Annotated in this window: 23 protein-coding genes; 17 read left to right on the top strand and 6 right to left on the bottom strand. The window is 32.3% G+C overall.

Translation table 11 applies throughout. The features are described from left to right. Nucleotides 1-842: 842 nt before the first annotated feature. Nucleotides 843-1523: a DUF4294 domain-containing protein gene (locus tag V7P59_RS09875; protein WP_333809999.1), complete on the bottom strand. Its 681-nt coding sequence runs from the start codon at nucleotides 1521-1523 to the stop codon at nucleotides 843-845. 109 nt (nucleotides 1524-1632) lie between these two features. On the opposite strand from V7P59_RS09875, the gene V7P59_RS09880 reads away from it, so the two are divergent. The 4 genes from V7P59_RS09880 (at nucleotide 1633) to V7P59_RS09895 (ending at nucleotide 6725) form a co-directional block, all read left to right on the top strand. Further along, complete coding sequence (locus V7P59_RS09880; RefSeq protein ID WP_333810000.1) at nucleotides 1633-2727, top strand: M42 family metallopeptidase; 1095 nt, start codon at nucleotides 1633-1635, stop codon at nucleotides 2725-2727. Nucleotides 2728-3003: 276 nt separating this feature from the next. After that, the gene (locus V7P59_RS09885; RefSeq protein ID WP_333810001.1) at nucleotides 3004-3915 is read left to right on the top strand and encodes a Hachiman antiphage defense system protein HamA; all 912 of its coding nucleotides are present in this window, start codon (nucleotides 3004-3006) and stop codon (nucleotides 3913-3915) included. Further along, nucleotides 3882-6290: a DEAD/DEAH box helicase gene (locus tag V7P59_RS09890; RefSeq protein WP_333810002.1), complete on the top strand. Its 2409-nt coding sequence runs from the start codon at nucleotides 3882-3884 to the stop codon at nucleotides 6288-6290. Before V7P59_RS09885 ends, V7P59_RS09890 begins: the two co-directional genes overlap by 34 nt. Before the next feature lie 117 nt (nucleotides 6291-6407). Beyond that, the gene (locus tag V7P59_RS09895) at nucleotides 6408-6725 is read left to right on the top strand and encodes a hypothetical protein (RefSeq protein WP_333810003.1); all 318 of its coding nucleotides are present in this window, start codon (nucleotides 6408-6410) and stop codon (nucleotides 6723-6725) included. A 95-nt stretch (nucleotides 6726-6820) separates the two neighbouring features. Here the strand turns inward: V7P59_RS09895 and V7P59_RS09900 are convergent, their stop codons facing one another. The 4 genes from V7P59_RS09900 to V7P59_RS09915 all read right to left on the bottom strand — a co-directional run bounded on the left by V7P59_RS09900 (nucleotide 6821) and on the right by V7P59_RS09915 (nucleotide 10323). Then, a complete protein-coding gene (locus V7P59_RS09900; protein WP_333810004.1) occupies nucleotides 6821-7222 on the bottom strand; it encodes an ankyrin repeat domain-containing protein in 402 nt (133 codons plus the stop codon). A 145-nt stretch (nucleotides 7223-7367) separates the two neighbouring features. Further along, the gene (locus V7P59_RS09905; RefSeq protein ID WP_333810005.1) at nucleotides 7368-8318 is read right to left on the bottom strand and encodes a phosphoribosylaminoimidazolesuccinocarboxamide synthase; all 951 of its coding nucleotides are present in this window, start codon (nucleotides 8316-8318) and stop codon (nucleotides 7368-7370) included. 324 nt (nucleotides 8319-8642) lie between these two features. Beyond that, nucleotides 8643-9152, bottom strand: a complete 510-nt coding sequence (locus V7P59_RS09910) for a hypothetical protein (RefSeq protein WP_333810006.1) — start codon at nucleotides 9150-9152, stop codon at nucleotides 8643-8645. Nucleotides 9153-9369: 217 nt separating this feature from the next. Beyond that, nucleotides 9370-10323, bottom strand: coding sequence for a PhoH family protein (locus tag V7P59_RS09915; RefSeq protein ID WP_333810007.1), 954 nt, complete (start codon nucleotides 10321-10323; stop codon nucleotides 9370-9372). A 106-nt stretch (nucleotides 10324-10429) separates the two neighbouring features. Between V7P59_RS09915 and V7P59_RS09920 the strand changes: the two genes are divergently transcribed. The 12 genes from V7P59_RS09920 (at nucleotide 10430) to mobC (ending at nucleotide 22331) form a co-directional block, all read left to right on the top strand. After that, nucleotides 10430-11257: an SAM hydrolase/SAM-dependent halogenase family protein gene (locus V7P59_RS09920; RefSeq protein WP_333810008.1), complete on the top strand. Its 828-nt coding sequence runs from the start codon at nucleotides 10430-10432 to the stop codon at nucleotides 11255-11257. A 4-nt stretch (nucleotides 11258-11261) separates the two neighbouring features. Beyond that, complete coding sequence (locus tag V7P59_RS09925) at nucleotides 11262-11558, top strand: putative quinol monooxygenase (RefSeq protein WP_297868405.1); 297 nt, start codon at nucleotides 11262-11264, stop codon at nucleotides 11556-11558. 79 nt (nucleotides 11559-11637) lie between these two features. Next, nucleotides 11638-12363 carry a gliding motility-associated ABC transporter permease subunit GldF gene (gene gldF, locus V7P59_RS09930; protein WP_333810009.1) on the top strand — a complete coding sequence of 242 codons (726 nt, stop codon included), beginning with the start codon at nucleotides 11638-11640 and terminating at the stop codon, nucleotides 12361-12363. Then, nucleotides 12363-14045, top strand: coding sequence for a gliding motility-associated ABC transporter substrate-binding protein GldG (gldG, locus tag V7P59_RS09935; RefSeq protein ID WP_442902419.1), 1683 nt, complete (start codon nucleotides 12363-12365; stop codon nucleotides 14043-14045). Before gldF ends, gldG begins: the two co-directional genes overlap by 1 nt. Before the next feature lie 88 nt (nucleotides 14046-14133). Further along, nucleotides 14134-15252 (top strand): DNA polymerase III subunit beta, encoded by a 1119-nt coding sequence (dnaN, locus tag V7P59_RS09940; RefSeq protein ID WP_297868407.1) that lies wholly within the window; start codon nucleotides 14134-14136, stop codon nucleotides 15250-15252. Nucleotides 15253-15697: 445 nt separating this feature from the next. Then, entirely contained in the window at nucleotides 15698-17098 is a 1401-nt protein-coding gene (gene mnmE, locus V7P59_RS09945; RefSeq protein WP_333810011.1) for a tRNA uridine-5-carboxymethylaminomethyl(34) synthesis GTPase MnmE, read from the top strand. A 148-nt stretch (nucleotides 17099-17246) separates the two neighbouring features. After that, on the top strand, nucleotides 17247-18377 hold the full coding sequence (locus V7P59_RS09950) for a tyrosine-type recombinase/integrase (RefSeq protein ID WP_333810012.1): 1131 nt from the start codon (nucleotides 17247-17249) through the stop codon (nucleotides 18375-18377). Nucleotides 18378-18381: 4 nt separating this feature from the next. After that, the gene (locus V7P59_RS09955; protein WP_333810013.1) at nucleotides 18382-19404 is read left to right on the top strand and encodes a hypothetical protein; all 1023 of its coding nucleotides are present in this window, start codon (nucleotides 18382-18384) and stop codon (nucleotides 19402-19404) included. 76 nt (nucleotides 19405-19480) lie between these two features. Then, nucleotides 19481-19768, top strand: coding sequence for a helix-turn-helix transcriptional regulator (locus V7P59_RS09960; RefSeq protein ID WP_333810014.1), 288 nt, complete (start codon nucleotides 19481-19483; stop codon nucleotides 19766-19768). Between the two features lie 80 nt (nucleotides 19769-19848). Then, the gene (locus V7P59_RS09965) at nucleotides 19849-20826 is read left to right on the top strand and encodes a replication initiation protein (RefSeq protein ID WP_333810015.1); all 978 of its coding nucleotides are present in this window, start codon (nucleotides 19849-19851) and stop codon (nucleotides 20824-20826) included. Between the two features lie 187 nt (nucleotides 20827-21013). Then, nucleotides 21014-21862 carry a toprim domain-containing protein gene (locus tag V7P59_RS09970; RefSeq protein WP_333810016.1) on the top strand — a complete coding sequence of 283 codons (849 nt, stop codon included), beginning with the start codon at nucleotides 21014-21016 and terminating at the stop codon, nucleotides 21860-21862. A gap of 112 nt (nucleotides 21863-21974) precedes the next feature. Next, nucleotides 21975-22331, top strand: a complete 357-nt coding sequence (gene mobC, locus V7P59_RS09975; protein ID WP_333810017.1) for a plasmid mobilization relaxosome protein MobC — start codon at nucleotides 21975-21977, stop codon at nucleotides 22329-22331. A 140-nt stretch (nucleotides 22332-22471) separates the two neighbouring features. Here the strand turns inward: mobC and V7P59_RS09980 are convergent, their stop codons facing one another. Further along, the gene (locus tag V7P59_RS09980) at nucleotides 22472-22981 is read right to left on the bottom strand and encodes a hypothetical protein (protein ID WP_333810018.1); all 510 of its coding nucleotides are present in this window, start codon (nucleotides 22979-22981) and stop codon (nucleotides 22472-22474) included. Nucleotides 22982-23458: 477 nt separating this feature from the next. On the opposite strand from V7P59_RS09980, the gene V7P59_RS09985 reads away from it, so the two are divergent. Then, nucleotides 23459-26530, top strand: a complete 3072-nt coding sequence (locus V7P59_RS09985) for a type I restriction endonuclease subunit R (protein WP_333810019.1) — start codon at nucleotides 23459-23461, stop codon at nucleotides 26528-26530. The last annotated feature ends 2 nt before the right edge of the window (nucleotides 26531-26532 follow it).

The raw sequence follows: 26532 nt of genomic DNA on the forward strand, positions 1-26532 counted from the left end.
GGGTGCAAAAGTAGAAATCTTTTCGCTAATCGCAAGCCTTTTGCAATCTTTTTTTCCTCTTTTTTTTCATGTTTTTCTTAACTCTCTGATAACAAGGATTTAATATAGAATAATTTTTTTTAGGGTTTAACCACTAAGGACACAAGGGAAGCACTAAGCGCACAAAAGAAGAGTGTTTGAATATTGAATGAGGATTAACGAATTTTGAATGGGGAAGTTTTCAAATATTGCGGTTACATCCCCCTACCCCCCCCTTCAAAGGGGAATTCTTATACATATATAGTGTAATTACGTATTCAGTTGTGATGGCTTAACTGCGTTAAGCAAAAGCCTGCTCCGCAGGAGATTCCTACTTCGGCGGAATGACAACTCGCAGGCGCGAGGAAAATTCTTTACTTATATAAAAGTGGGTTGTTAAACATATAAGTCATGGAAGTGTTTTGTTACTTATATATAGTATAGGTAAAGTTCATAAAAGTGGGTTGGCGGGTAAATAAATTAGATGCAACATCCCCCTAGCCCCCTTCAAAGGGGGAATTTTTATACATATATAGTGTAATTACGTATTCAGTTGTGATGACTTAACTTCGTTAAGCAGTAGCCTGCTGCGCAGGAGATTCCTACTTCGGCGGAATGACAACTCGCAGGTGCGAGGAAGGATGGCTCGCGGTGCGAGCCAATGGGATGGTTATATGGAATACTATACACCTTGTCTAGCCCCGATGGTAGCAGCATCCTTTTATGAACCTGACAGGTTTTTGAAAACCTGTCAGGTTTGTAAAAGATATAGCGGACAGCGGGACTATTAGTCTTTATGGAGTGCGAAATGCCTGCTTCTCAATTTAATCTTTTGGCTGAGGCTTTTGGATTTTGATTTTATTGATCCAGTGATCGTTTAGTTTGTCGAAGTCTATGGCTTTTTTAGCATCTTGTTTGCTTAGTTGCCCTTGATTGAAAGCGGCATTTAAGATGCCTTCTATATGATAGTCTTCTTTAATGTCGTAAGGTTTGTACTCGGTTTTGAGGTTGATATCGAACATATACGCTGTGGAGTTAGCCCAAAAGGCTTTCCATCCGCTTTTGTATTCTTTGATTAAATCGTAAGTGGTGCTTCCGGTTTGACGATAAATGAGTTTGACTAGGATTTGACCGTCTTTACGCGATAACTTTTTTAAACGGGGTTCGAATTCTTCCTCTAAATACTTTTCTACGATTTTAAAATATTTCTTTTTTTCGCGACTGGTTTTCAGTTTTGCCATGGTGGCGTTTAACTGCGTTAGTTTATCTGCCGTTAATTTGGCATACGGATAGACTTTAAAGATTCTTCTCTTTAATATTAACTTGGCTTTTTTGTCTTCGTCGGTGGTGTAAACGTTATCAGGCGTGAAGATAATTTCCTTTAATTCGATAGAATATATAATTGACGAATCTTGTGCCGTCATTTTTAAGGTATCGGTTTCGGTTTGGGCGAACGAGAAAGTAGCGATGAACAAGAAAAAACTACTTAATAATGATTTGTACATGATGATTGATTTTAACTTTTTAACTTACTGCAAAAAGTAAACCAAAAATATTGAAATATTGTGAAACTCTACTTACTTATTTTTATTTTAGCAAAAAATTATAGTTACCATGAGCACAAAATCGATATTAAAGAAGTCGTCGATGACTTTTTTGGAAAATTATTTGAATAATGCCTCGCCAACGGGACATGAAGCGGAAGGGCAAAAAATTTGGATGGACTACCTAAAACCGTATGTGGATACTTTTATTACCGATACCTACGGAAGTGCGGTGGGTGTTATTAATCCAGATGCGCCTTATAAAGTGGTGATTGAAGGTCATGCCGATGAAATTTCGTGGTATGTGAATTACATTACCGATGACGGATTAATCTACGTGATTAGAAACGGAGGTTCGGATCATCAGATTGCGCCATCGAAGCGTGTGAACATTCATACGAAGAAAGGCATTGTGCGTGGTGTTTTTGGTTGGCCAGCGATTCACACTAGAGGAAGAAGCGGAAAAGCAGAAGAAACAGCAAAAATTGAAAACATATTTATCGATTGCGGTTGCTCAACGAAAGCCGAAGTTGAAGCTTTAGGCGTTCATGTGGGTTGTGTGATTACGTATCCAGATACTTTTGAGATTTTAAACCACGATAAATTTGTATGTAGAGCCATTGATAACCGCATGGGTGGTTTTATGATTGCCGAAGTAGCGCGTTTATTAAAGGAGAACAAAAAGAAATTACCTTTCGGATTGTACATTGTGAACTCGGTGCAGGAGGAAATTGGTTTGCGTGGTGCCGAAATGATTACCCAACGCATTAAACCCAACGTTGCCATAGTAACCGATGTTTGCCACGACACCACTACGCCAATGATTGACAAAAAAATTGAAGGTGATTTAAAAATGGGACGCGGACCTGTGATTGCCTACGCTCCTGCGACACAAAACATTTTACGTGAAATGATTGTGGACACAGCAGTAGAAAACAAAATACCTTTCCAACGCCATGCGACTTCTCGCGTTACGGGAACCGATACCGATGCTTTTGCATATAGCAATGGCGGTGTTGCCTCGGCTTTGATTTCGTTACCGTTGCGCTATATGCACACAACCGTAGAAATGGTTCACCGCGACGACGTAGAAAATGTAATTAAATTGATTTACGAAACGTTATTGAAAATTGAAAATAACGAAACGTTTAGTTATTTTAAATAATAAAAATGTCAGTTCGAGCGAAGTCGAGAATTGTTTTTTTATAAAACCTAAAGTCCTCATTTTTTGAGGACTTTTTTTTTGCTCTTTTTTGAAATTTTAACATAAACTGCAGAAAAACTACAGCAAATTATTTGTGGGAATTTTGTTATATCGCAGGAGGAATTAACTTTATAAGAAAGTTAAATCTAAAATTTGGTAAATAAGTTTGATTTTATGTGACTTATAAACTAGTTGTGAACAAATTTAAATACAACAACCCATAAATATATTAAGTGAATGAAGAATAGTTTAAGACAACTGATAAACAATACAATCATCTTAGAATATAAGTTGTCAAACTTAGATTTAGGTATCGATAAAACCTGTATAACACATAAAGATTTAAATGACGACTGTTACAAATGTGGAAATACAGATGATTTGAACAGAATTATTTACGAAAGTATTCTTTACTATGCTTATGATGAATTTCAACTTTTGGATGGCGACCATCAAAAAATGTTCGTAAAAGCTTTTAATACAAAGTTTAAGTACAACCATTCTGCATCTGACCTTGCCAAAAGACGATTAGGAATATATGGGGAATCATTGCTTTACACAGTCCTTAATCAATTATATAATGCAAATACTTTAGTATCTCGTGGATACTTTTATGATATCCAGAAAAAGTCAGAAGTAACAGGTTATGATTCTTTTCAATTAATACAAAGAGGAAATGAAATCGAATTGTGGTTTGGCGAAACCAAATTTTATGAAGATGGCATAGCCGCCATCGAAAAAGTATTCAGTAATATTGAAAAGGCTATCTCTGATGATTATTTAGTAAACACTAATTTCACAACAATACTACAGAAGAAAGGAAATATAATTGACAAAGAATCAAAGTTATATGAGATACTCGACAAATGGGATAAATGCATAATTGAATCATTAGAAGCTGAATTAAGAGATAATCAAATTAAATTGGTATATCCTGTTTTGGTTACTTTCAACACTGTTGAGAACGACTATAATGAAACAATTAGAGCTGTAATTAAGCATATAAATGATAATTACAGCCATTTGAAATTTGACAAGATTAGCATTGAGTATTCTATATTTTTTATTCTTATGCCAATTGAAGATGTAAAAAAATCAAAAGAAACAATTATTGAATGGATAGACAAGAAAGAACCCTTGATGTCGTAAAGGCTTTAAACTCGTTCAATGACGGAAATTTAGCTTCTCATGATTTTCTTGACAAAGTTTGTGACTTTTTTGACTTTATCAAAGATGAAGAACTTGATGATTCTGATAAACGGTTTTTACTTTATTTATCAAATAAAGTAGGAGTTCCACATTATTATGATATACTTGAAAAGTTCAATCCCCAATACAACTCATCTATAGATGATGAGAATATTGGTTTGAATACCCTTTCCTCTTTATTGTATGAATCTTCATTATATACAGATGACAACTCAAAGCTTCATCAGTATCAAATGGAAATTCTTAATCTATTTTTTGAAGGTCAAAGAAATAGATTTTTCCTTTCAGCTTCAACTTCTTTTGGCAAGACACACCTAGTTTATGAGGTAATAAAGAAAATGCAGTATAAAAATATTGCGCTCATTTTCCCTAGCATAGCCTTGTTGACTGAGAATTTATCTAAAATCAAAGAAGGAAAAATAAAGTTTCAATTAGAATATAAAATACATACTCTTAGTGATATAGACAATGATTATGGTGAGACAAATATTTTCATTTTTACACCAGAAAGATTCCTATCATTTCTTGACAAAACGAATTTAGACCTAAAACTTGATTTCATATTTATAGATGAAGTTTATAAGATAGATAACGGCTATATAATTGACGATGAAGCAAAAGAGAACGAAAGAGATGTTGCCTATAGAATGGCAATATTTTATGGAATGTCAAGATTCACAGATGTAGACTTGCTTTTAGCGGGTCCATATATTGAAATTTTTGAGCCTGAATCACAAAATTACAATCCTTCTTTTGACTTATTCTTGTCAGACTTTCAGATTATTAAACTTTTAAGAAACCAATACGAAATAGTCAAGGTCAGTAAAAATGAAATTGAATCAGAAAAGGGGAAAATAAACATTGATGGAATTGAATTTGACTTTAGTAGAAAAACAACCAAAAAGGCCAAGATTCAAGAAATTATTGATCGACTTCTTCTAAAAGAAGAAAACGTAATAGTTTACTGTAACACACAAGCAAATGCTGAAAAAGTAGCAACAGAATATGACAGAGCAAATATAGACTCAAATTATTTTTCATCTTTTTTGGAACACTTAAAAAGTAGATATGATAACGATTGGGTTGTAATAAAATCTCTTAAAAAAGGAATTGGCGTTCATCACGGAGTAGTTCCAAAATATATCCAAAAGGAAATAGTTGGCCTTTTCAATACACATCAATCAGGAGTTAACATTCTTACATCAACCACAACAATTACTGAGGGTGTTAATACGACTGCTAAAAATATGATTGTTTATAAAAGTGAAAAGGGAGCGGGTAAAAACGGAAAGCCTTTGTTAACATTTGATGCAAAAAATATTGCTGGCAGAGCTGGTCGCTTTATGGAACATTACAAAGGCAGAGTAATATCATTAGACAAGGAATTTATAGATGTAATAACCCAAACTGGAAACCAAATAGAGCATAAAAATTATCAAACATCTGACAACAGAAAAGAAATTGATGATGAAATGACTCCTTCTCAATTTTTAGACGATAGGAGCAAACAAAGGCTAGAAGAAATAAAAAAGCTTCAAAATGAAAGAGGTATCCCAGATGAGATTATTTCTCAATTTAAAGTAATTAGCAAAAGAGATAAAATTAAAATATATGATCTAATCAACAAACTTTCAAAAGAATCACAAATAAAAATTAGAGACTTAATAGCTGGACTCAACTCCGAACCCTTTTTAATTTTAGATAAATCAGGCTTCCAAATTATATTAGAACTGGTAAAAGAATTTACAACGGAAAATAAATTCTTATACTTTTTAATCGACAGAAAATACAAAGATAAAGATGGTGTTGAGTCATCAATATTAACAGCATCTCTTTTGAGTTACCTATATAATGGATTTTCTGGAGTTTACGATTATAATTACGAAAGGTTGATGAATAGCGTTAGAGAAAAAGTTAAAGAAGCAGAACAAAAAAATAAAAAGATTGATATTAACAGACTAACTGAAAATGCTGTTAATTCAGCTATGCGACTAAGCTCGACTTTGATTTTCAACACGTTTAAATACCAACTCGTAAAATATCTAGGAGTTTTTAATTTGATGTACAAGTTCAGAGTTTCACAGCATTTAAAGCAAGATTTTGACACAATTACAGGCATCGATAAATTATTAATAAAACTTGAATACAATGCATTCACCCCCGAAGCAAGAATTGCAAGTGACTATGGCGTGCCACAAAAAATTATAGACTATTACGATGCGAAAAATAATACTGAAAGGAAATCTGTGATGAATAGTTTTGATAATTATGAAAAATCTATTTACGAAAAAATAAAGAGAATAATTGAGGAGTAAAATGGACAGCTTGACAATAAGTAATCACTTCAACAATACCTTAACGTAAAACATTATAAGAAAGCATTAAACACTTATATCTTAAACCAAATAATAACAATTAAAATTTAAAAAATTATGAGTTTTGTAAATGGTACTTTTTCAATTGTTTGTCACAAGTGTGGAAAACAAACAGATTTCGATTCAGAAGAAGCAGATTTTGAAGCCACAGGTGGAAGTGAAAGACAAATGGGACCAGAAAATGGTTACAGTTGGGAAATGACTTTCGATTGTGATAATTGTGGTAATGAAATTGAGTTTGATTATCAAGTTTATGAATATCCTCAAGGAACATTCAATCTTGAAGATGTAAAAATAACTGGTGCAAAAGCAATTAATACATTTGATTATGATTTTAGTGACGAACCGGAACCGAATGAAGATGACTTTGAATGAAAATTGATATTAAAAGAGATTTGACACCAATTTCACGAAAATCCTTTCACCTGAAAATTAAAACACAAAAAATCCCGCTTTCGCGGGATTTTCTCTTATCTTCTTCTACGAGCGTCGTTGACCAGTTTTATAATTTCTTCTGATTTTGATTTCTCGGCGTAATCAGAAATCGTATTTCCTTTTGCGTCTTCGGCTCTGTAATCGGCACCGTTTCTAATTAGGTAAGAAACAATTTCGGTTTGCTTGAATAAGATAGCATACATTAAGGGTGTTATGCCACGTTCGTCTTTTTTGTTAACGTCTACTCCTATTTCCACTAATTGTTTCACTTTGGCTAAATCGCCTTTACTAATGGCTAAATTTAATTGTGAAGGAGTTAATTTCGCAACGGCAACTGGTGCTGTGTTAGTTGTTGTACTTTCACTTGCTTGTAATGCACTGGTAAACAACATGGCTACTGCGGGTAGAATTACCCAAAATCTGTTCGTTTTTTTCATGATGATTGATTTTTAATGATTGATATGAATAGGACGAACCCATCAGTATATCGTTACAGCTGTACTACAATTCTAACAAAACTTTAACGAATGGGATAAAAAAAAGTCGGTGAACTACCGACTTTTACTTTTAATGTATGATTGCTTATCTATTTTGTAAATAATTCAAAACATTCTTCTCAATTCTTTCATTGATGTTCGAAATATCCGCTTTTACGAATTTCTCTCCAATGATGTTTTCGAATAACTCAATGTAACGTTCTGAAACCGTTTCGATGTATTCGTCGGTCATGTTTGGAATTTGTTGGCCTTCTTTTCCTTGGAAACCATTTTCAATTAACCAACGACGAACGAACTCTTTTGATAATTGTTTTTGTTCTTCGCCATTTGCTTGTCTTTCAGCATATCCTTCTGCGTAGAAATAACGCGAAGAATCAGGCGTGTGGATTTCATCGATTAATACAATTTGTCCGTCTTTTGTTTTCCCGAATTCGTATTTCGTATCTACTAAGATTAAACCGCGAGATGCTGCAATTTCAGTTCCTCTTTGGTATAAGGCTCTAGTATACTTTTCTAAGGTTAAGTAATCTTCTTCGGTTACAATTCCGTTGGCTAAAATAGCTTCGCGCGAAATGTCTTCGTCGTGCGAACCGTTATCTGCTTTCGTTGTTGGCGTGATGATGGGTGTTGGGAATTTATCGTTTTCTTTTAAACCTTCTGGCATTTCCACACCGCAAAGAACTCTTCTTCCTGCTGCATATTCACGCGCTGCATGTCCTGATAAATACCCGCGAATTACCATTTCCACTTTAAAAGGCTCGCATAAATGTCCAACCGCTACGTTTGGATCTGGAGTGGCTACTAACCAATTGGGTACGATATCAGCAGTTAATTCCATGAATTTAGTAGCGATTTGATTAAGGATTTGACCTTTATAAGGAATTCCTTTTGGTAAAACCACATCAAATGCAGAAAGACGGTCGGTAGCAACCATCACTAATAATTCATCATTGATATTGTAAACTTCTCTAACTTTTCCACGGTACACCGACTTTTGACCTGGAAAATTGAAATTGGTAGTCGTAATTGTATTCATTATGTTGTGTTGTTGTTTGTGTGGTGCAAAAGTAAACTATTTATTTTCTTTCAAAAAATGATTTCATAAAAAAAGAGAAGCTCTTTTGAACTTCTCTTTGTTATTTTAAAGATATTTAAATTCTTTCGGAGTAATTTACAAAAACGTCAGTTCGAGTGTTTTTTGTGGAGTAAAGCAAAACAAAACTTCTCGATACGCTATGCACTCGAAGTGACGAAAATCGAGAATAGTTTTTGACTCCAATTTTCTTGTCTCGATACGATTTTCTTCCGAAGTGTCGGAAAAAAATCACTCGATGTGACGAAAATTTATCATCACGAAAATTTATTTGAACATGATGTTATACGTTACCCCAACTCCTAAAGAACGAATGTTAATGTCTTCGGCAAAAGTATTTTGGTAATAGCCGTAGATATTCCATTTTCTATTGTGATATCCAATTTGGGGATTAAAATACAAACCACCTGCATTATCAACGTTAGTTAAGAATCCGTAACCTAAATCGGTACCAATAAATACACCTTCAGTTTGAAAATAATATCTAGCGAAACCTGCTAACGGAACCACACCAAAATCATCCACATCATCTTTACCAAAAAAATGATTGTATCCAGAAGCAATACCAATTCCAAAATGCGGATTAAACAAATATTGCCCTCTTACGTCAACTCCCACATTAAAAGACGAAATATCTTTTGCGTCTCCCATTGGTACACCAGCAGTTAATCCTGCTTTAAACCAAGAATTCCTTGGTGTGATATCCATTTTTGGAATTTCTTGACCATAACTTAAACCATAACATAACGTGGCTAAAAACAAAACTACTTTTTTCATACTTGTAAATTTTAGGGTTTACAATTGAAACGAGTAAAAGCGGGGTTTTATTTTTTAAAAAGTGGAATTATAAGATTTTTTTAACGTTTATGGGATGCTGAAATCAATCATAAAATCAAAGTTTTTAATATTTTAAATCAGATATAAATACTTACTTCCAATAAAAAAGGGGACGAATTCGACCCCTTTAAATATAAACTATTTTTAGAACACTTATCTAATCATTATTCTCAATACTCTTATACGCATCAATAATTTTCTTCACTAAACGGTGACGTACGATATCTTTGTCATCTAAGTAAATGATTCCGATGCCTTCAACATCTTTCAAAACCAAAATAGCTTCTTTCAATCCTGAAATCGTTCTTCGTGGTAAATCCACCTGACCTGGGTCGCCCGTGATGATGAATTTGGCGTTTTTTCCCATACGGGTTAAGAACATTTTCATTTGGGAGTGCGTGGTATTTTGCGCTTCATCTAAGATTACGAAAGCGTTATCTAACGTTCGTCCACGCATAAACGCTAATGGTGCAATTTGAATGATGCCTTTTAAAATGTAATCTTCTAAAGTTTGTGGTGGCAACATATCGCGCAACGCATCATACAACGGTTGCATGTATGGGTCTAACTTTTCCTTCATATCACCAGGAAGAAAACCTAAGTTCTCCCCTGCTTCCACAGCTGGACGTGTTAATATGATTCGCTTGACTTGTTTTTCTTTCAATGCTTTTACTGCCATGGCAACTCCGGTATACGTTTTTCCTGTTCCGGCTGGACCGATAGCGAAAACCATGTCGTTTTTATGTACATAATCCACCAATTTTTGTTGGTTGGGCGTCATGGCTTTGATTAACTTTCCTCCTACACCATGCACTAAAATCTTATCGCGATCGTGCATGTGTTCGGCATCATGTTGATGACTCGTTTCTAAAACCCTCAAAATAACATTATCATCAATACTGTTGTAACGCGTAAAATGATGCATCAATCTTTTGAAGCGATTTTCAAACTCATCCAAGATTTCAGGCTCACCATACGCTTTAAGAGTAGTTCCTCGTGCTACGATTTTAAGTTTTGGATAATACTTCTTAATGGTTTCAAGATGAGCATCTTGCGCACCCCAAAATTCTTTTGGAGCAATGTCGACTAATTCAATGATTCTTTCGTTCAAAGGCTTTCTTTTTTTAATTATTTTTGAAACGCTAAAATTATAGTAGCTTTGCAATCAAATTTAGTAAAAACTACTGTTGGATTTCAAATAAGTTATAAACAAAAAAATGTCAATAATTACTTTAACTACCGACTTTGGACACAAAGACTACTTCGTAGGTGCTTTGAAAGGCAAAATTTTGTCGGAACACCAAGAAGCGGTTATTGTAGACATTTCGCACGAGATTGACTTATTCAACACATTAGAAGCGAGTTACTGTATTGAAGCCGCTTATCATAACTTTCCAAAAGGCACGATTCACATTATTGGTGTTGACAGTGAACGTGTGGGCGATACCCAACATATTGCGATGCAATGGGACGATCATTATTTCATTTGTGCCGATAATGGAATTTTAAACTCTTTGATTCAGAAAAAAATTCCACAGAAAATTGTAGCCATTACCATCCACGATCGATTGAATATTAATGCTAGCGATATGGATGTTTTCGTAGCAGTTGCATGTCATATTGCCCGAGGTGGTTTGTTGAATGTAATTGGTAAGGAAATTCAATCATTGAAACCGGTAAACGTTTTGACTTCTTCTATTTCCGATAATTTAAACGAAATTAAAGGTCAAATTGTGTATATCGATTCGTTTGGAAATTGCGTTACTAATATTTCGCACAAACAATTTAACGAAACCATCAGAGGCAGAAAGTTCGAAATCGTAATCAAAAATAAGAAGTTCAGTCGTTTGCACAAAAACTACTCCGATTTTCCGGTTTCTGATGTGAAACAATTGAAAGATTTAGAAGGTGATTTCTTGGCGTTATTCAATGAAAACGGTTATTTAGAAATTGCGATATATAAGAGTAATCCAAAAACGGTAGGTTCGGCAGCCACCTTATTAGGATTGCATTTTAGAGATACGGTATCCATTAAATTCAAATAAAAATATGTTCATAAGAATTGTAAAAATGCGTTTTCACGAAGATAAAATCGAAGCTTTTTTAAATAATTTTGAAGAAGTGAAACACCACATACGAAACTTCGAAGGAAACCGTTTCTTAGAATTGTATCAAGACAAAAACGACAAACGTATTTTCTTCACTTATAGTTATTGGGAAAACGAAGAAGCGTTAGAAAATTACAGAAAATCAGCTTTGTTTGATGGCGTTTGGACCTACACAAAAACTTTATTTAGCGATAAACCTGAAGCTTGGAGTGTGGATAGATTGGTAACATTAAATTAGAAATTAGAATTCAGAAATTAGAAGTTGGAGTTGAGAGTTAAAAAACTTGAAACTTGAAACCTGAAACAACAAATAAAAAATGAAAGCATTATTATTACGAGAAATAAAATCCTTTTTTGGTTCGCCGATTGGATATTTAGTCATCGGGATTTTTCTTTTACTCAACGGATTATTTCTTTGGGTTTTTGAAGGCGAATTCAACATATTAAACTCGGGTTTTGCCGATATGAGTCCGTTCTTCAAATTGGCACCATGGATTTTAATTTTCTTAATTCCTGCTGTAACCATGCGCAGTTTTTCGGATGAGAAAAAACAAGGAACGATTGAATTGTTGTTTACCAAACCGCTTTCTAATTGGGACATCGTAAACGGAAAATTCTTAGGTGCGTTAATTTTAATCATTTTAGCGATTGTTCCAACGATTATTTATGTATTGACGATTTCGCATTTTGGAAATCCGCAAGGCAATATTGATATGGGAAGTACACTTGGTTCGTATTTCGGATTGTTGTTCTTGATTGCGGCTTACACGGCAATTGGAATTTTTGCTTCTACTTTATCAGACAATCAAATTGTAGCATTTATAATTGCGGTTTTTTGTTGTTTCTTTTTCTATTTCGGATTTGATGGCATTGCTTCTTTCCTTGGAAATTATAGTTCGATGTTTGCTGCTTTAGGAATGGATTATCACTTTAAAAGTATGAGTCGCGGTGTGTTAGACACACGTGATATTGTGTACTTTGTGAGTGTTACGTTTTTATTTTTATCGGCAACGGTTTATCAACTTAAATCTTTGAAATGGTAATGAAGGAGAACAAATCAAAGGCTTTAAAGCGATTAGGAATTGTATTTTTAGCAATCATCGTTATCAATTTAATTAGCAACTTCTTTTTCAAACGTTTCGATTTAACGCAAGACAAACGCTATACTTTATCGGAAACGACTTTAAACATTATTGAAAGTGTGGATAGTCCGTTATACATTGAAGTGTATTTAGAAGGCAACTTTCCACCAGAATTTAAACGTTTACAAAACGAAACCAAACAACTTTTAGAAGAATTCACGGCTTATAATTCGAACATTATTTTCAACTTCAAAAATCCGATTGAAAAAGAGGAAACGCGAGTAGAAAAAATGAAAGAATTCTACGCGAAAGGCATGCAACCGCTAAGCATCACCGTGGAAGACAAAGGAAAGCAATCGCAAGAAGTTGTTTTTCCTTGGGCGCAAGCAACATATGGTGATAAATTCACGAAAGTGGCTTTATTGAAAAACTTAATGGGAGCTTCAACCGAGCAAAAAGTAATTAGTTCAGTACAGCATTTGGAATTTGGTTTTGCAGAAGCTATCAATAAAATTTCGAAAGAAAAACAAAAGAAAATTGCCGTAATCAAAGGGAATGGCGAGTTAATTGAACCTTTCATGGCCGATTTCTTAAGAACGGTTAAAGAAAGTTATTACATTGGACCTTTTACATTGGATTCGGTAGCAAAACAACCTACTCAGACTTTAGAAGCGCTTAAAAAATATGATTTAGCCGTAATTGCAAAACCAACAGAAGCTTTCACAGAAGAAGAAAAACAAGTGTTAGACCAGTTCATTATGAATGGTGGAAAAACCTTGTGGTTAGTTGATGCCGTTTCAGCTGATATGGACAGTTTATACAACGAAACCGGTACGATTTTAGCCGCACAACGCGAATTGAACTTAACCGATATGTTCTTTAAATACGGAATTAGAATTAATCCGTTGTTGGTAAAAGACGAATATGCAACGCCAATTAAATTAGCAACAGGAAATCGAGGAAGTGAAACCCAAATGCAAGAATATCGTTGGAAATTTTCACCTTTTGTTTATCCAACTTCAACACATCCAATTGTGAAAAACATGGAAGGGATTAAGTTTGAATTTACTTCTCCAATCGAAATCCTGAAAAACGACATTAAGAAAACCGTTTTATTGAGTTCGTCTGAATATTCTAAAACCGTTGGAACACCAAGCCCTATCTCATTAGACATGGTTACAGAAGAAACTACAGAAGAAGAATATTTAGGAAAAGGATTATTGCCTGTAGCGGTTTTAATGGAAGGAAAATTCAATTCGATGTATCAAAACCGAGTATTACCTTTTAAAGACAATTCATTCCTAGCTACTGGAAAAGACAATAAAATGATTGTAATTTCGGATGGTGATGTAATTAAAAACCAGTTAGACAAAGGCGTTCCATTAGAATTAGGTTTTGACAAGTGGACGAATCAATTATATGGTAACAAAGAGTTCTTAATGAACTGCGTAAATTACCTTTTAGACGATAACGGACTTATTAACATCCGAAGTAAAGATGTTGATTTACCACTTTTGAACAAAGAAGAAGTATATAAAAATTACACAACCGCACAAATGGTAACTGTCGGATTACCAATAGTTGTTTTAGCAATCTTTGGATTTTTATTTACTTTCTTACGCAAAAGAAAATACAGCCGCTAGTTGTTAATAAAATTGTTTTTGCGGTTGAACAGAATTAGAATATATTTGTGAAATATAAAATCAAATCACGATTTTAAAATACAAGATGATGAAGTTTATAGTATCGAGTTCGTATTTATTAAAACAATTACAAGTTTTAGGAAGTGTTATCAACAGTAGTAACACCTTACCTATCCTTGATAATTTCCTTTTTGAATTAGACAACAACCAATTAAAAGTTTCAGCTTCTGATTTAGAAACAACAATGACGGCTACGTTAGAAATTGATTCTACAAGTCAAGGAAGTGTTGCTATTCCAGCGAAACTTTTATTAGATATCTTAAAAACCTTCCCAGAGCAACCGTTAACGTTTACTGTTGAGGATAATTCAACTGTAGAAATTAGCTCAAACTCGGGTAAATATGCGATTGCTTATGCACCAGGAGAAGAATTCCCTAAAGCAGTAGTTTTAGATGATCCTTCAAAAACATTAGTTCCTGCTGAAGTATTAGCAACTGCAGTAAGTAAAACTATTTTTGCTGCTGGAAACGATGATTTACGCCCTGTAATGAGTGGTGTATTCTTCCAATTTTCACCAGAAGGATTAATTTTCGTAGCAACAGACGCTCACAAATTAGTAAAATATGCTCGTACCGATGTAAAAGCATCACAAGTAGCTGATTTTATTATGCCAAAGAAACCTTTAAACATTTTAAAAGGAATTTTAGCAGCATCTGACGCAGAAGTAGCTATCGAATACAATGATTCTAATGCAACGTTCTCTTTCGAGAATTATGTATTAACTTGTCGTTTGATCGATGGAAAATATCCAAACTATGAGGCGGTTATTCCAAAAGAAAATCCAAACAAATTATTAATCAACAGAGTTCAGTTTTTAAACTCGGTTCGTCGTGTAGCTATTTTTGCTAACAAAACTACGCACCAAATTCGTTTAAAAATCGCAGGAACCGAATTGAATATTTCGGCAGAAGATATCGATTATTCAAACAAAGCTGACGAGCGTTTGACTTGTGATTACCAAGGAGACGATATGCAAATCGGTTTTAACTCACGTTTCTTAACCGAAATGTTGAATAATTTATCAAGTGATGAAATCCAATTAGAAATGTCGATGCCAAACAGAGCAGGAATTTTAACTCCAGTAGACGGCTTAGACGAAGGCGAAACCGTTACGATGCTAGTAATGCCAGTAATGTTGAGCAACTAATTTACAATATTTGATTTTATAGTTTAACTTAAAATCTTATTACCAACCTTAACTAACTTAAAAACCACTTGGCTTTGGCTTTAGTGGTTTTTTAATTTTATTTTATTGGCTCACGAATAAAGCGGATTTTCAAGCGGGAGTTTTCTTTTAAACACATAGACACAATAGAGTTGCTTTGTGTTGATTTTAGTCCGAAGCTTCGGACGTTTCACTTTACATAGTTCACAATAGCCTATCCACTTAGTTTGTCATGTTGGCAAGCATCTCTTGAACAAGTAATATTTTTTATAACGCAAAGAAGCAAAGTTTTTTGCAAAGAACGCAAAGAAAAACTTGGTGTAACTCTGTGCTAAACTTCGTGAGACTTTGTGTAACTAAAAAAACTTCCAACTTCTAACTTCTAACTTCTGACTTTGATTTATCTTTGCAGGATTAAATTTAGAACATGATTCCACAAGAAACCATAGTTGCATTAGCTACACCGTCTGGAGCGGGTGCGATTGCTATTATTCGATTATCTGGTAAAGATGCTATTACGATAGCCGCTGACGTATTTCAATCGGTTTCAGGAAAGGATATCACGAAACAGAAAACACATACCATTCATTTGGGACATATTGTGGATAATGGCAAAGTTTATGACCAAGTATTGCTTTCGATTTTCAAAGGTCCGAATTCGTACACAGGTGAAAACGTGATTGAAATCTCGTGTCATGGTTCTACTTTTATTCAACAACAAATCATCCAATTATTACTTCGTAAAGGCGCGAAAATGGCGCAAGCAGGTGAATTTACCTTACGAGCTTTTTTAAACGGGAAATTGGACTTATCGCAAGCCGAAGCGGTGGCTGATTTGATTGCTTCGGATAATGAAGCTTCACACCAAATTGCGATGCAACAAATGCGCGGTGGTTTCAGTAACGAGATTGCTAAACTTCGTGAAGAATTATTGAATTTTGCTTCTCTAATCGAATTAGAATTAGACTTTGCAGAAGAAGATGTTGAATTTGCTGACAGAACACAATTTCATGATTTATTAGAACGCATTGAATTTGTATTGAAACGATTAATTGATTCGTTTGCTGTTGGTAATGTTATTAAAAACGGTATTCCAGTGGCCATTGTAGGCGAACCAAATGTTGGAAAATCGACTTTATTAAACGCTTTATTAAACGAAGAACGCGCCATTGTTTCTGATATTGCTGGAACAACTCGTGATACGATTGAAGATGAATTAGTAATTGACGGAATTGGTTTTAGATTTATTGATACGGCAGGAATTCGTGAAACGAAAGACGTTGTTGAGAGTATTGGAATTCAGAAGACATTTGAGAAGATTGAGCAAGCTCAAGTAGTAATTTATTTGTTTGAAAGTTCCAAGTTTCAAGTTTCAGGTTCGCAATACATTACCGAAATTGAAAAAATAAAAAATAAATACCCATTAAAACAACTTATCGTTGTAGTCAATAAAATCGATTTAATTTCGGAGGCAGAAGTGAATCAAATTCGCCAACAATTAAAAGAATTGAATGTTAAATTGGCAACTATTTCAGCTAAAGAAAAATCAGGCATTGATACATTAAAAGCTGAACTACTTTCTTTAGTAAACACTGGCGCACTTAGAAATAACGAAACAATCGTAACCAACACACGTCATTACGACTCTTTATTAAAAGCGCTAGAAGAAATTAAAAAAGTGAAATGGGGATTGGATTCGGGACTTTCTTCTGATTTGATGGCAATTGATATTCGCTCTGCATTACATTACTTTGGTGAGATTACTGGGGAAGTTACCAATGATGAACTTTTAGGTAATATTTTTGCTAATTTTTGTATCGGGAAATAAAACCGCTTTCTCTTGATTTACTTTTTGTTCTTTTACTTGACTAGCAAGTATTTACAAGTCTTTCGACTTGTTTATGATTTACCTTATTAGTACATTTGTTTCATCTCATGTACACCTTCATACTAAAAAGGTGTAAAAATGTACACCTATGAAAATCACTTTAAAAAAGAAAAAGCTTAAGAACGATAAGTACAGTCTTTACCTTGAATATTATAAAGGCTCACAATTAGATAAAGACGGTAAAAGAATTCATTTAAGAGACTTTGAGTATTTAAAACTATATCTTCATCAAAATCCACTTACTGCTGCTGAAAAGAAAGAGAACAAAGAAACTGAACTTTTAGCGGAGCAAATTCTATCTATAAGAAAAGCTGAATTCTTTCAGGGTAAGTTTGATATTAAAAATACTTCAAAATCAAAAAGACGCTTCTTGGATTTTTTTATTGAAAAAACTGAAGAAAAAAGCGATTCCCCGAAAAACTACGGAAACTGGACCGCTACATTTCTACATTTAAAAAGATGTATCAATGCTAATTTACTATTTGAAGAGATTGATGAAGAATTTGTGAAAATGGTTCGTAACTATTTTGACAAGGAAGCAAAAACTAAAAGTAATTTACCTCTTTCCCTTAATTCAAAATACTCCTATCTGAATAAATTTAAAGCATGCTTGAGAGCTGCTTTTGATGAAGGCTATCTATCTATCAATTATGCTTCAAAGATCAAATCTTTTGAGCAAGCTGAAAGTCAAAGAGAATATTTAACCTATCAAGAATTACAAGCTCTCGCTAGCACAAATTGTAAATACCAGGTACTTAAAAATGCTTTTATTTTTTCCTGCTTAACTGGATTACGTTGGTCTGATATCAATACTTTAAACTGGAGAGAAATTAGAGATGAAGACAATGGAATTAGTAGAATAAATTTTCGCCAAGAAAAAACAGATGGTGTTGAATATTTATACATATCAAGTCAAGCAAGAGAATTACTAGGTGAAAGACAACACCCTTCAGAAAGGGTTTTTAAAGGTTTAAAATATGGAGCGGTTTACAATAATGAGATTGTACATTGGTGTAACAGAGCCGGTATTTCAAAACACATTACTTTCCACAGTGCCAGACATACTAATGCTGTGCTATTACTTGAAAATGGAGCTGATATTTATACTGTTTCAAAACGTCTTGGCCATCGGGAGATCCGAACAACAGCAATTTACGCTAAGATTGTAGATCAAAAAATGAAAGAAGCTGCTAATCTAATTCCAGAAATAAAAATATAATATCATGATTATTAATTACTTTCAAAAAAACAAAGATTATTTTAAGATTAGAAAATTATTAATGAATAATAATCCTGAAACAACCGATAAAAAAATTAAAAATAAAATAAAAAAGTTAAATGAATTTGAGCATTTTAGCTTGTTTTGCGAAGTTTTTATTGAAAAACCTCTATATCCATTCACCAAAGAATACTTTAGCCATTTTACAAAAAAAAGGGAAAGATCCCAATATAACATAGATGATATTTTTACAAGATCTAACAGAAATATTTCAAATTCTGATAAAGAATATTATTTAGAATTTAATTGTAAAAAAGATTTTCAAGAATTAATTATTAATCTCTTAAGAACAAAGGAATATTCAACAGAAACCTTAACTAAAAAACTTTTAATAACTAAAGAATACTTATTAGAACATTTTTTAAATCCTCTAGAAATAATTATTCCTACTTTAAAAAATCAATTAAAAAGAACTAATAATTTATTTATTGAAAATGATATGTTTATTTCTGATTTAATTGAGGAGTTGGAACACAACAAGGAAAATTACATTAATCTTCTAAATAGTATTGAAAATAAGGTCAAATCTCTTTCAAATGATTCTATAGAAAATAATCAGATCAAGAACAATTCGTCTTCAAAAAAAATCAAAGGTAATTATCAAATTGAAGTTAAAAATGAAGTGTTGGAAGAAATCTATAATGAGTTAAATAGATATGATTTTATTGATATTGATAGAACTTCAAAAGAAGATTTCATAAAAGTATTTAAATTAGACTGGAAAGACCACAATTCTGTAATTCATTTTAAAATTACAAATGTTGAAATTAAATTTTTTATTGAATGTTTTAATGAAGATCTCAATGAAAAAATACCTTTAACTTTTATTGAACACGCTGGTAATATAAAAACAAAAGATAGAACATTTAAAGCTTCAACTCTTTATAGTGGAGGCAATCAAAGTAAAAACAATTCGCCAAACATTAAAATAATCCGTTCGATTTTTGAAAAAATAAAAAAACATTAAGGTTCTTAATACCTTAATGTTTTTCTATTTTCCTATCCTGACATTTGTCCATATAATCTTAAAAAAAGAAAAAAACATGGACGCAAATGAAGTAATTATCGAAAAGCTTAATAAGCTTGAAACATTACTAGTAAGTAGTGTAAAACAAATCTTAACTGTTGAAGATTTAATAAACTATACAGGATTTTCACGCAGCTACATATACAAGTTGGTTCACAAAAGTATAATCCCCTACTCTAAACCAAACGGTAAAACACTTTTCTTCCAAAAGAAAGAAATTGATGAATGGTTGTTACAAAACAAATCAAACTCTGTTTTTCAAATAGAGCAAAAAGCAATCGAATATACTACATACAAGAAGTAAAATGAAAGTGTAGAATACTCTTTCTATACTTTCATTCGAGTTTTACTAGATTTTGAATTTGTAACAAGCTAAAAAAGACTTTGAATAATACCATTTACATAAGAAAACCCAATCACATTTCAACTGCGCGATTTACATTGTCAACTATTGAATATAACATCATTTATTTCATTATTGACGAGTTATCAAAATCGCAAAGTTTAGATGTCAATATGGAATATTCGGAGCAAGAAATAACAATTGAGCTTAAGAAAATTGAGAAGAATAATAATTATCAAAGGATTAAGGATTCCGTAAAATCATTAGCTTCAAAGCAAGTTGAGTATCATATAAATATTCCGGGAATAAATGGAAAATCACACCAGATCCAAGAAAATATTACTTCGCTAATAAGTGGTATAAAGTACATTAGAAATTCTCAATACATTTCATTTATTGTTCCGTCACAAGCTTGCAGGTTTTTTTGCTATTTAGGAGGTGGTTTTACACCAATTCAAAAGACAATCGCTATTGGACTTAGTTCAATCTATTCTAAAGCTCTATATGAACTCTGTTGTCGTTGGGAAGATAAAGGTGGCTACAATTGTTCAATAGAAGATTTAAAAGTGTATTTATCAATAGAGAATAAATACAAACAAATAGCGCATTTTCGACAAAGAGTACTTGATGATTCAATTAGTGAATTAAAAGAAAAAGCAGATTTATTTTTCACTTATTCATTGATAAAATCAAATAAAAAATACGAGAGAATCTCGATAAAAATTCATGGGAATTATAGAAACAAAAGCGGCTTCTCAGGCGTTAAAGAAAGGCACTACATATACGTTTATAGCTTCTTAAATATCTATTTCCCTAATTATAAAGACACCAAAGCATTAGACTATACCGAAATTCTAGTACAACAGAACAACCTAGAGAAAGCATTTTATCGTTTCCAAAGGTTAGATGACGAACTTACATCTGGACTTAAAACTAAAAAAGACATATTTAGCTTATTAATTAATGTGATTTTGCCTGAACTTGAAATACCAAAATCACACTTAACTAAATATAAGTGATAGAAGCTGTTCTATTTAGTCATTTTGTGTGATTTGTTTAGTCATTTTGTGTGATTTGAAAATAAAAACTTAGTCAATTTGTGTGATTTACATCTCTTAACACCAGTAAAATCAACACTTGACACGCCCTTACAATAGGTTAACCTATAATTATTTAACAAGTTAGACGAAAAAAAAATTTTTCCCGATGAAAGAAAAAAAAATAACCTTCGAAAAAGCTCGAAAAATCTCGATTATTGATGCTCTAAAAAAGTCCGGTCATGCACCAAAAAAACAATCTGAAAAAGAGGTTTGGTTCCTCTCCCCTTTTCGTTCCGAATCCGAGCCTTCTTTCAAAGTATCTTTAGAAAAAAATTGTTGGTATGACTTCGGAATTGGTCATGGAGGAAATGTAATTGATTTGATGATGAGATTGAATTCATTAACCGCTTATGAAGCCATACAAAAACTAGAAAATGGTTCATTTTCTTTTCACTCGTCTCCAAAGTTGACTGAAAATGTGAACAATACTAAAATAACAAAGGCTATTCAAATTCAACATTATGCTCTTTTACAATATTTAAAAGCTAGAAATATTCACTCATTTACTGGAGAATCTCATTTAAAAGAAATTCATTATGAGCTTAAAGGAAAAAACTATTTCGCTATTGGTTTTCAGAACAGAAGTTTGGGTTATGAGTTACGCTCCAAATACACTAAAATTTGCATCGGGAGAAAAGACATAACCTTAATTGAAAATAATTCAAATACAATTTGTGTGTTTGAAGGTTTTATAGATTACCTATCCTATAAAAATCTTAATAGTGTTTTTCACAATCAAAATTGCGACTTTTTAATTCTAAATTCCATTGCTTTAATTAATAAATGTGATGTCATTTTAGATAAATATAATTTGATTGAACTTTATTTAGATAATGATGCTGCTGGCAAAAATTGTACAAACCAAATCCTTTCAAAACATCAAAATGCGATTGACAAAAGCAGTTTATATTCAGAATATAAAGACCTTAATGATTGGGTATTAAAAAGAAAATAAAATTGTTTTCAAATGAAAATAGCAAGGTATGTTATTGTCGGACAATAACCCTTGAAATTATCTTCGTAAACTCGATAATTTTTTTAAGATATAAATAAAATTTCTAGTGTAAATGAGTTACAAAAAAAATAACGGAGGAAGACCAAAATCAAAACCTTCGGAAATCAGAAATAGAAAAGTTACAGTCAGATTTACTGAAGAAGAGTTTCAATTTTTAAGCAAATTTGGAGATAATAAATCAGATGTAATTAGAGATGTTTTTATCAAAACATTTAAAAAGAAAAACATAACAATAAATACAAATAAGGATCCGCGATTTGTATTTGCAATCAATAAAATTGGAGTTAATATAAATCAAATTACTAAAAAGCATAATGAAACTGGGAGACTTTCTAATTTAGACATTGATAAATTAGATTACTATTTAGAATACTTAGTTTCAATTTTAGATGATGATTTAAAACGATAAATATTTCTAACAAAAAAAGACTTGATTAACTCAAGTCTTTTTTCTGTCTGATCTCACTTTTTGGTCGGTTTCACCGAAGTTACTCTCTCCGCCAAGACTATACCCAGCTCCAGTGTTTCAAAGATAAATAAAAATATCTTCTAAAGGAAATAATTTTCGATATCACAATTGTTTATTTTAGAAGTTATTCTCAAATACTCGCTATTATTGATTTTGCCTGGAATTTTAAATTTGAATAAAGATAATCGATCAAGAATTATTTTAAAAAATTGAATTACACTATCGTTAATTTTACCTTCAATCTTAAATTCTAATAAGTCTTTAGTTACATAGTATTCAGCATCTTCAAATGATTTTATTAAATGATTTTTTGAAAGTAAATACCAAGCAAAAATAAATTTACAATACATCCCATCAGAGGTCATTAAATCAATTAATGATAATCTTCCATCATAGTCTAAATCCTTTAAAAAACTAGAGCAAATGGGGTAAAGTAATTGCTCTCTTTCACTGTCATACTTTAACTGGAGTATATGATTAAATTCAGCTGAAGTATTAATACTTTTTGTTATTTCAGGTGCAATAGTTGAACCAAATAAAATTACGTTTACAAATTCAGTTCTGATGTCAAGTGAAGTTGAGTTTTCCATAAGCATAAAAAAATGCGTGAGACATTAGCCAACCGAAATAGAGGTACTAGGAGACCCAACAAACAGAAGACTACGCCCACGCAATATTATGCACGGGCGTAAGCCTATTAATTCATTGGTTTGTTTAGAAGATTCCTAGTTTTCTATTCCCAAGATTAATAGCTTACGCGATTAAAAATATTTTTCTGATGTAAAAATAGAAATTCTAATCCAATTCTTTTTAGTCTTTTCTCATTCTTTTTTCAACAGTCAAAAAAAGAAAACAAAGGCAAACAATAGAAACTAATTAGCGGAAACTATTTTTATCATTTCATTTACGGTTTTCCTCATTTATTTTGTTTTCCCTTTGTTTACCTTTGTTTCCAATGGTACCCCCGTAAAAATACCTGGTTTGAAAATCAGTTATTTTTACGAGTTGTAAATACCCTTTTTTTTCGTTATGTTTGAAGGTTTATACTATACATATAAAATTAATCAATGAAATTCAACGAAGATTCTCGTGTAAAAATTCCTACTATATTGCATTTGATGCATTTAGGGTATGAATATTTATCTTTATCAGACCAAAAATGGGATGAATCGACAAATATTTTTACAGATATTTTTAAATCTAGTCTTCATAGATTGAATCCTGAGTTGAGTTCCGGAGATGTTGATAGAGTTTATGATGAAATTGCACTTTGTCTAGAAAATGAAGATTTAGGAAAGGCTTTTTATGAAAAACTTATAGATCAATCTGGTGTTAGATTAATTGATTTTGAAAATTTTGAAAATAATTCTTTTAATGTTGTAACGGAATTAACCTATAAAAAAGACGATGAAGAATTTCGTCCTGATGTAATTCTTTTGATTAATGGAATGCCTTTAGTTTTTATTGAGGTTAAAAAGCCAAACAATCAAGATGGTGTTTTAGCAGAACATAAGCGTATTCAAACTCGATTTCAAAATAAAAAATTTCGTCATTTTGTGAACTTAACTCAATTGATGGTTTTTTCAAATAATATGGAATATGATAATAGTTCACCTTTACCAATTGAAGGTGCTTTTTATGCTACCCCCTCCTATTCTAAACCCAATTTCAATTACTTCAGAGAAGAAGATCATTTCAATTTTGATTCGCTATTTTCTGTAGTTGATGATTCTCAAGAGAATTTTGTTTTAAAAGACAATAATTTATTAAGTATTAAAAACTCACCAGAATTCTTAACCAATAAACACTATAATACACCAACCAATAGAATTTCTACATCTTTGTTTCAAAAACAACGATTGGCTTTTATGTTACAGTTTGGAATAGCCTATGTGAAAGGATCTACTGGTCTGCAAAAGCATATAATGCGTTACCCTCAATTATTTGCGACAAAAGCGATTGAGAGTAAACTCGAAGAAGGAATTAAAAAAGGAATTATTTGGCATACTCAAGGAAGTGGTAAAACCGCTTTGGCATATTATAACGTTAAGTATCTAACTAATTTTTTTCAAAAAAAAGGTGTTGTTCCTAAATTTTATTTTATTGTTGACCGACTGGATTTACTAACCCAAGCAAGCAAAGAGTTTCTAAGCAGAGGTTTAGTTGTTCATAAAATAAACTCGAGAGAGGAGTTTTCAAAAGACATCAAAGCAACTTCTGTTATTCATAATAGCTCAGGGAAACCTGAAATTACCGTTGTTAACATTCAAAAATTCAAAGACGATCCAGATGTGGTTCGAAATACAGATTATAATTTGTCTATTCAAAGGGTTTACTTCTTAGATGAAGTACACCGCAGTTATAATCCAAAAGGTAGTTTCTTGGCAAACTTGAATGAATCGGATGTAAATGCAATTAAATTAGGATTAACGGGAACACCATTATTAGGCGACGATTTCAACTCTAGAGCTTTATTTGGTAGTTACATTCATAAATACTACTACAATTCATCTATTTCGGATGGTTACACCTTGCGCTTAATTCGAGAAGAAATTGAAACCAATTATCAATTAAAATTAAAGGAAGCTTTAGAATCTATCGATATTTTAAAAGGCAATGGTGACAAAAAACAAGTCTATGCACATCCTAGATTTGTTGAACCGATGCTAGATTATGTTATTCAAGATTTTGAACGTGCACGTATTGCTTTTAATGACAACACGATTGGAGGAATGGTAGTATGTGATTCTTCGGATCAAGCCAAAATGATGTATGAAATCTTCCAAGATAAATACGCAGAAAAAACTGTTTCTGATGATTTATTATTGGCTGCTGAACCTCATGAAAGCTATGGTGATAAAAAGAAAAATGAGAGTAAAGTAAAATCGGTTGCTGTTATTTTACATGATATTGGCACAAAAGATGACCGAAAAAATCAAGTAGATGAATTCAAAGACGGAAAAATCGATTTGTTGTTTGTATACAACATGTTACTTACAGGCTTTGATGCACCACGATTAAAAAAACTATATGTAGGAAGGGTTATAAAAGCACATAATTTATTGCAAACCCTAACCCGTGTAAACAGAACATATAAAGATTTTAAATATGGTTATGTAGTTGATTTTGCAGATATTCAACGTGAATTTGACAAAACCAATCAAGATTATTTTAGGGAATTACAAGCCGAGTTAGGCGATGAAATGGAACATTATTCCAATTTATTTAAAACACCCGAAGAAATAAAACAGGAGATTCAAGAAATCAAAGACGTTTTGTTTCATTTTGATACTTTAAATGCAGAAATCTTTTCACAGCAAATTTCACAGATTCAAGATAGAAGTGAAATGTTGAAAATTACACGTGTATTGAATAACGCAAAAAGCTTGTATAATTTAATCCGATTGTCAGGTAATTATGATTTATTAGAGAAATTAGATTTTCATAGGTTAACTATATTGTCTCGAGAAGCCAATAACCATTTAGCATTAATTAACACTAAAGAAGCCTTAGAAACCAATATTGACAATACTAATTTATTAAATATTGCTCTAGAAGATGTCATTTTTGCCTTTGTAAAAGTAAAGGAGGAAGAAATGGTATTGGCTGACCAATTAAAAAATACACTTCAAAAAACACGTGAAATGTTGGGTGGCAATTTTGACCCTGCTGACCCTATTTTTATTTCCTTAAAAGAAGAATTGGAACGCTTGTTTAAAAAGAAAAATTTAAACGAAGTAACCAAAGAAGAAATGGAAGCTAACATCAAAGCTTTAGAGGCAATTTATACGCAAGCCAAAGAATTAGAACGTAAAAATCAATTGCTACGTGCTAAGTATGAAAATGACGAAAAATATGCCCGTTTGCACAAACGTTTGATGGAAAAAGATCCATTAACTGATAGCGAAAGTAAATTATTTGAAGCCTTACAAGGTTTGAAAGCAGCGGTTGACCAACAAATTTTACAGAACTCTAACATATTAGAAAATGAAAGTTACGTAGAGCGAATGATTATCAAATACGTAGTAGAACAGTTTAAATCTAAAAATGACATTGCACTTGATTCAGCTAATGCAAAACGTGTGAATGCTATGATAGTTAAAGAATATATGAATGAATTTTATGGCAGAGTTGCCTAAAT

The organism is Flavobacterium sp. (assembly GCF_036782315.1).
In the GTDB taxonomy this organism is placed as follows: Bacteria; Bacteroidota; Bacteroidia; order Flavobacteriales; family Flavobacteriaceae; genus Flavobacterium.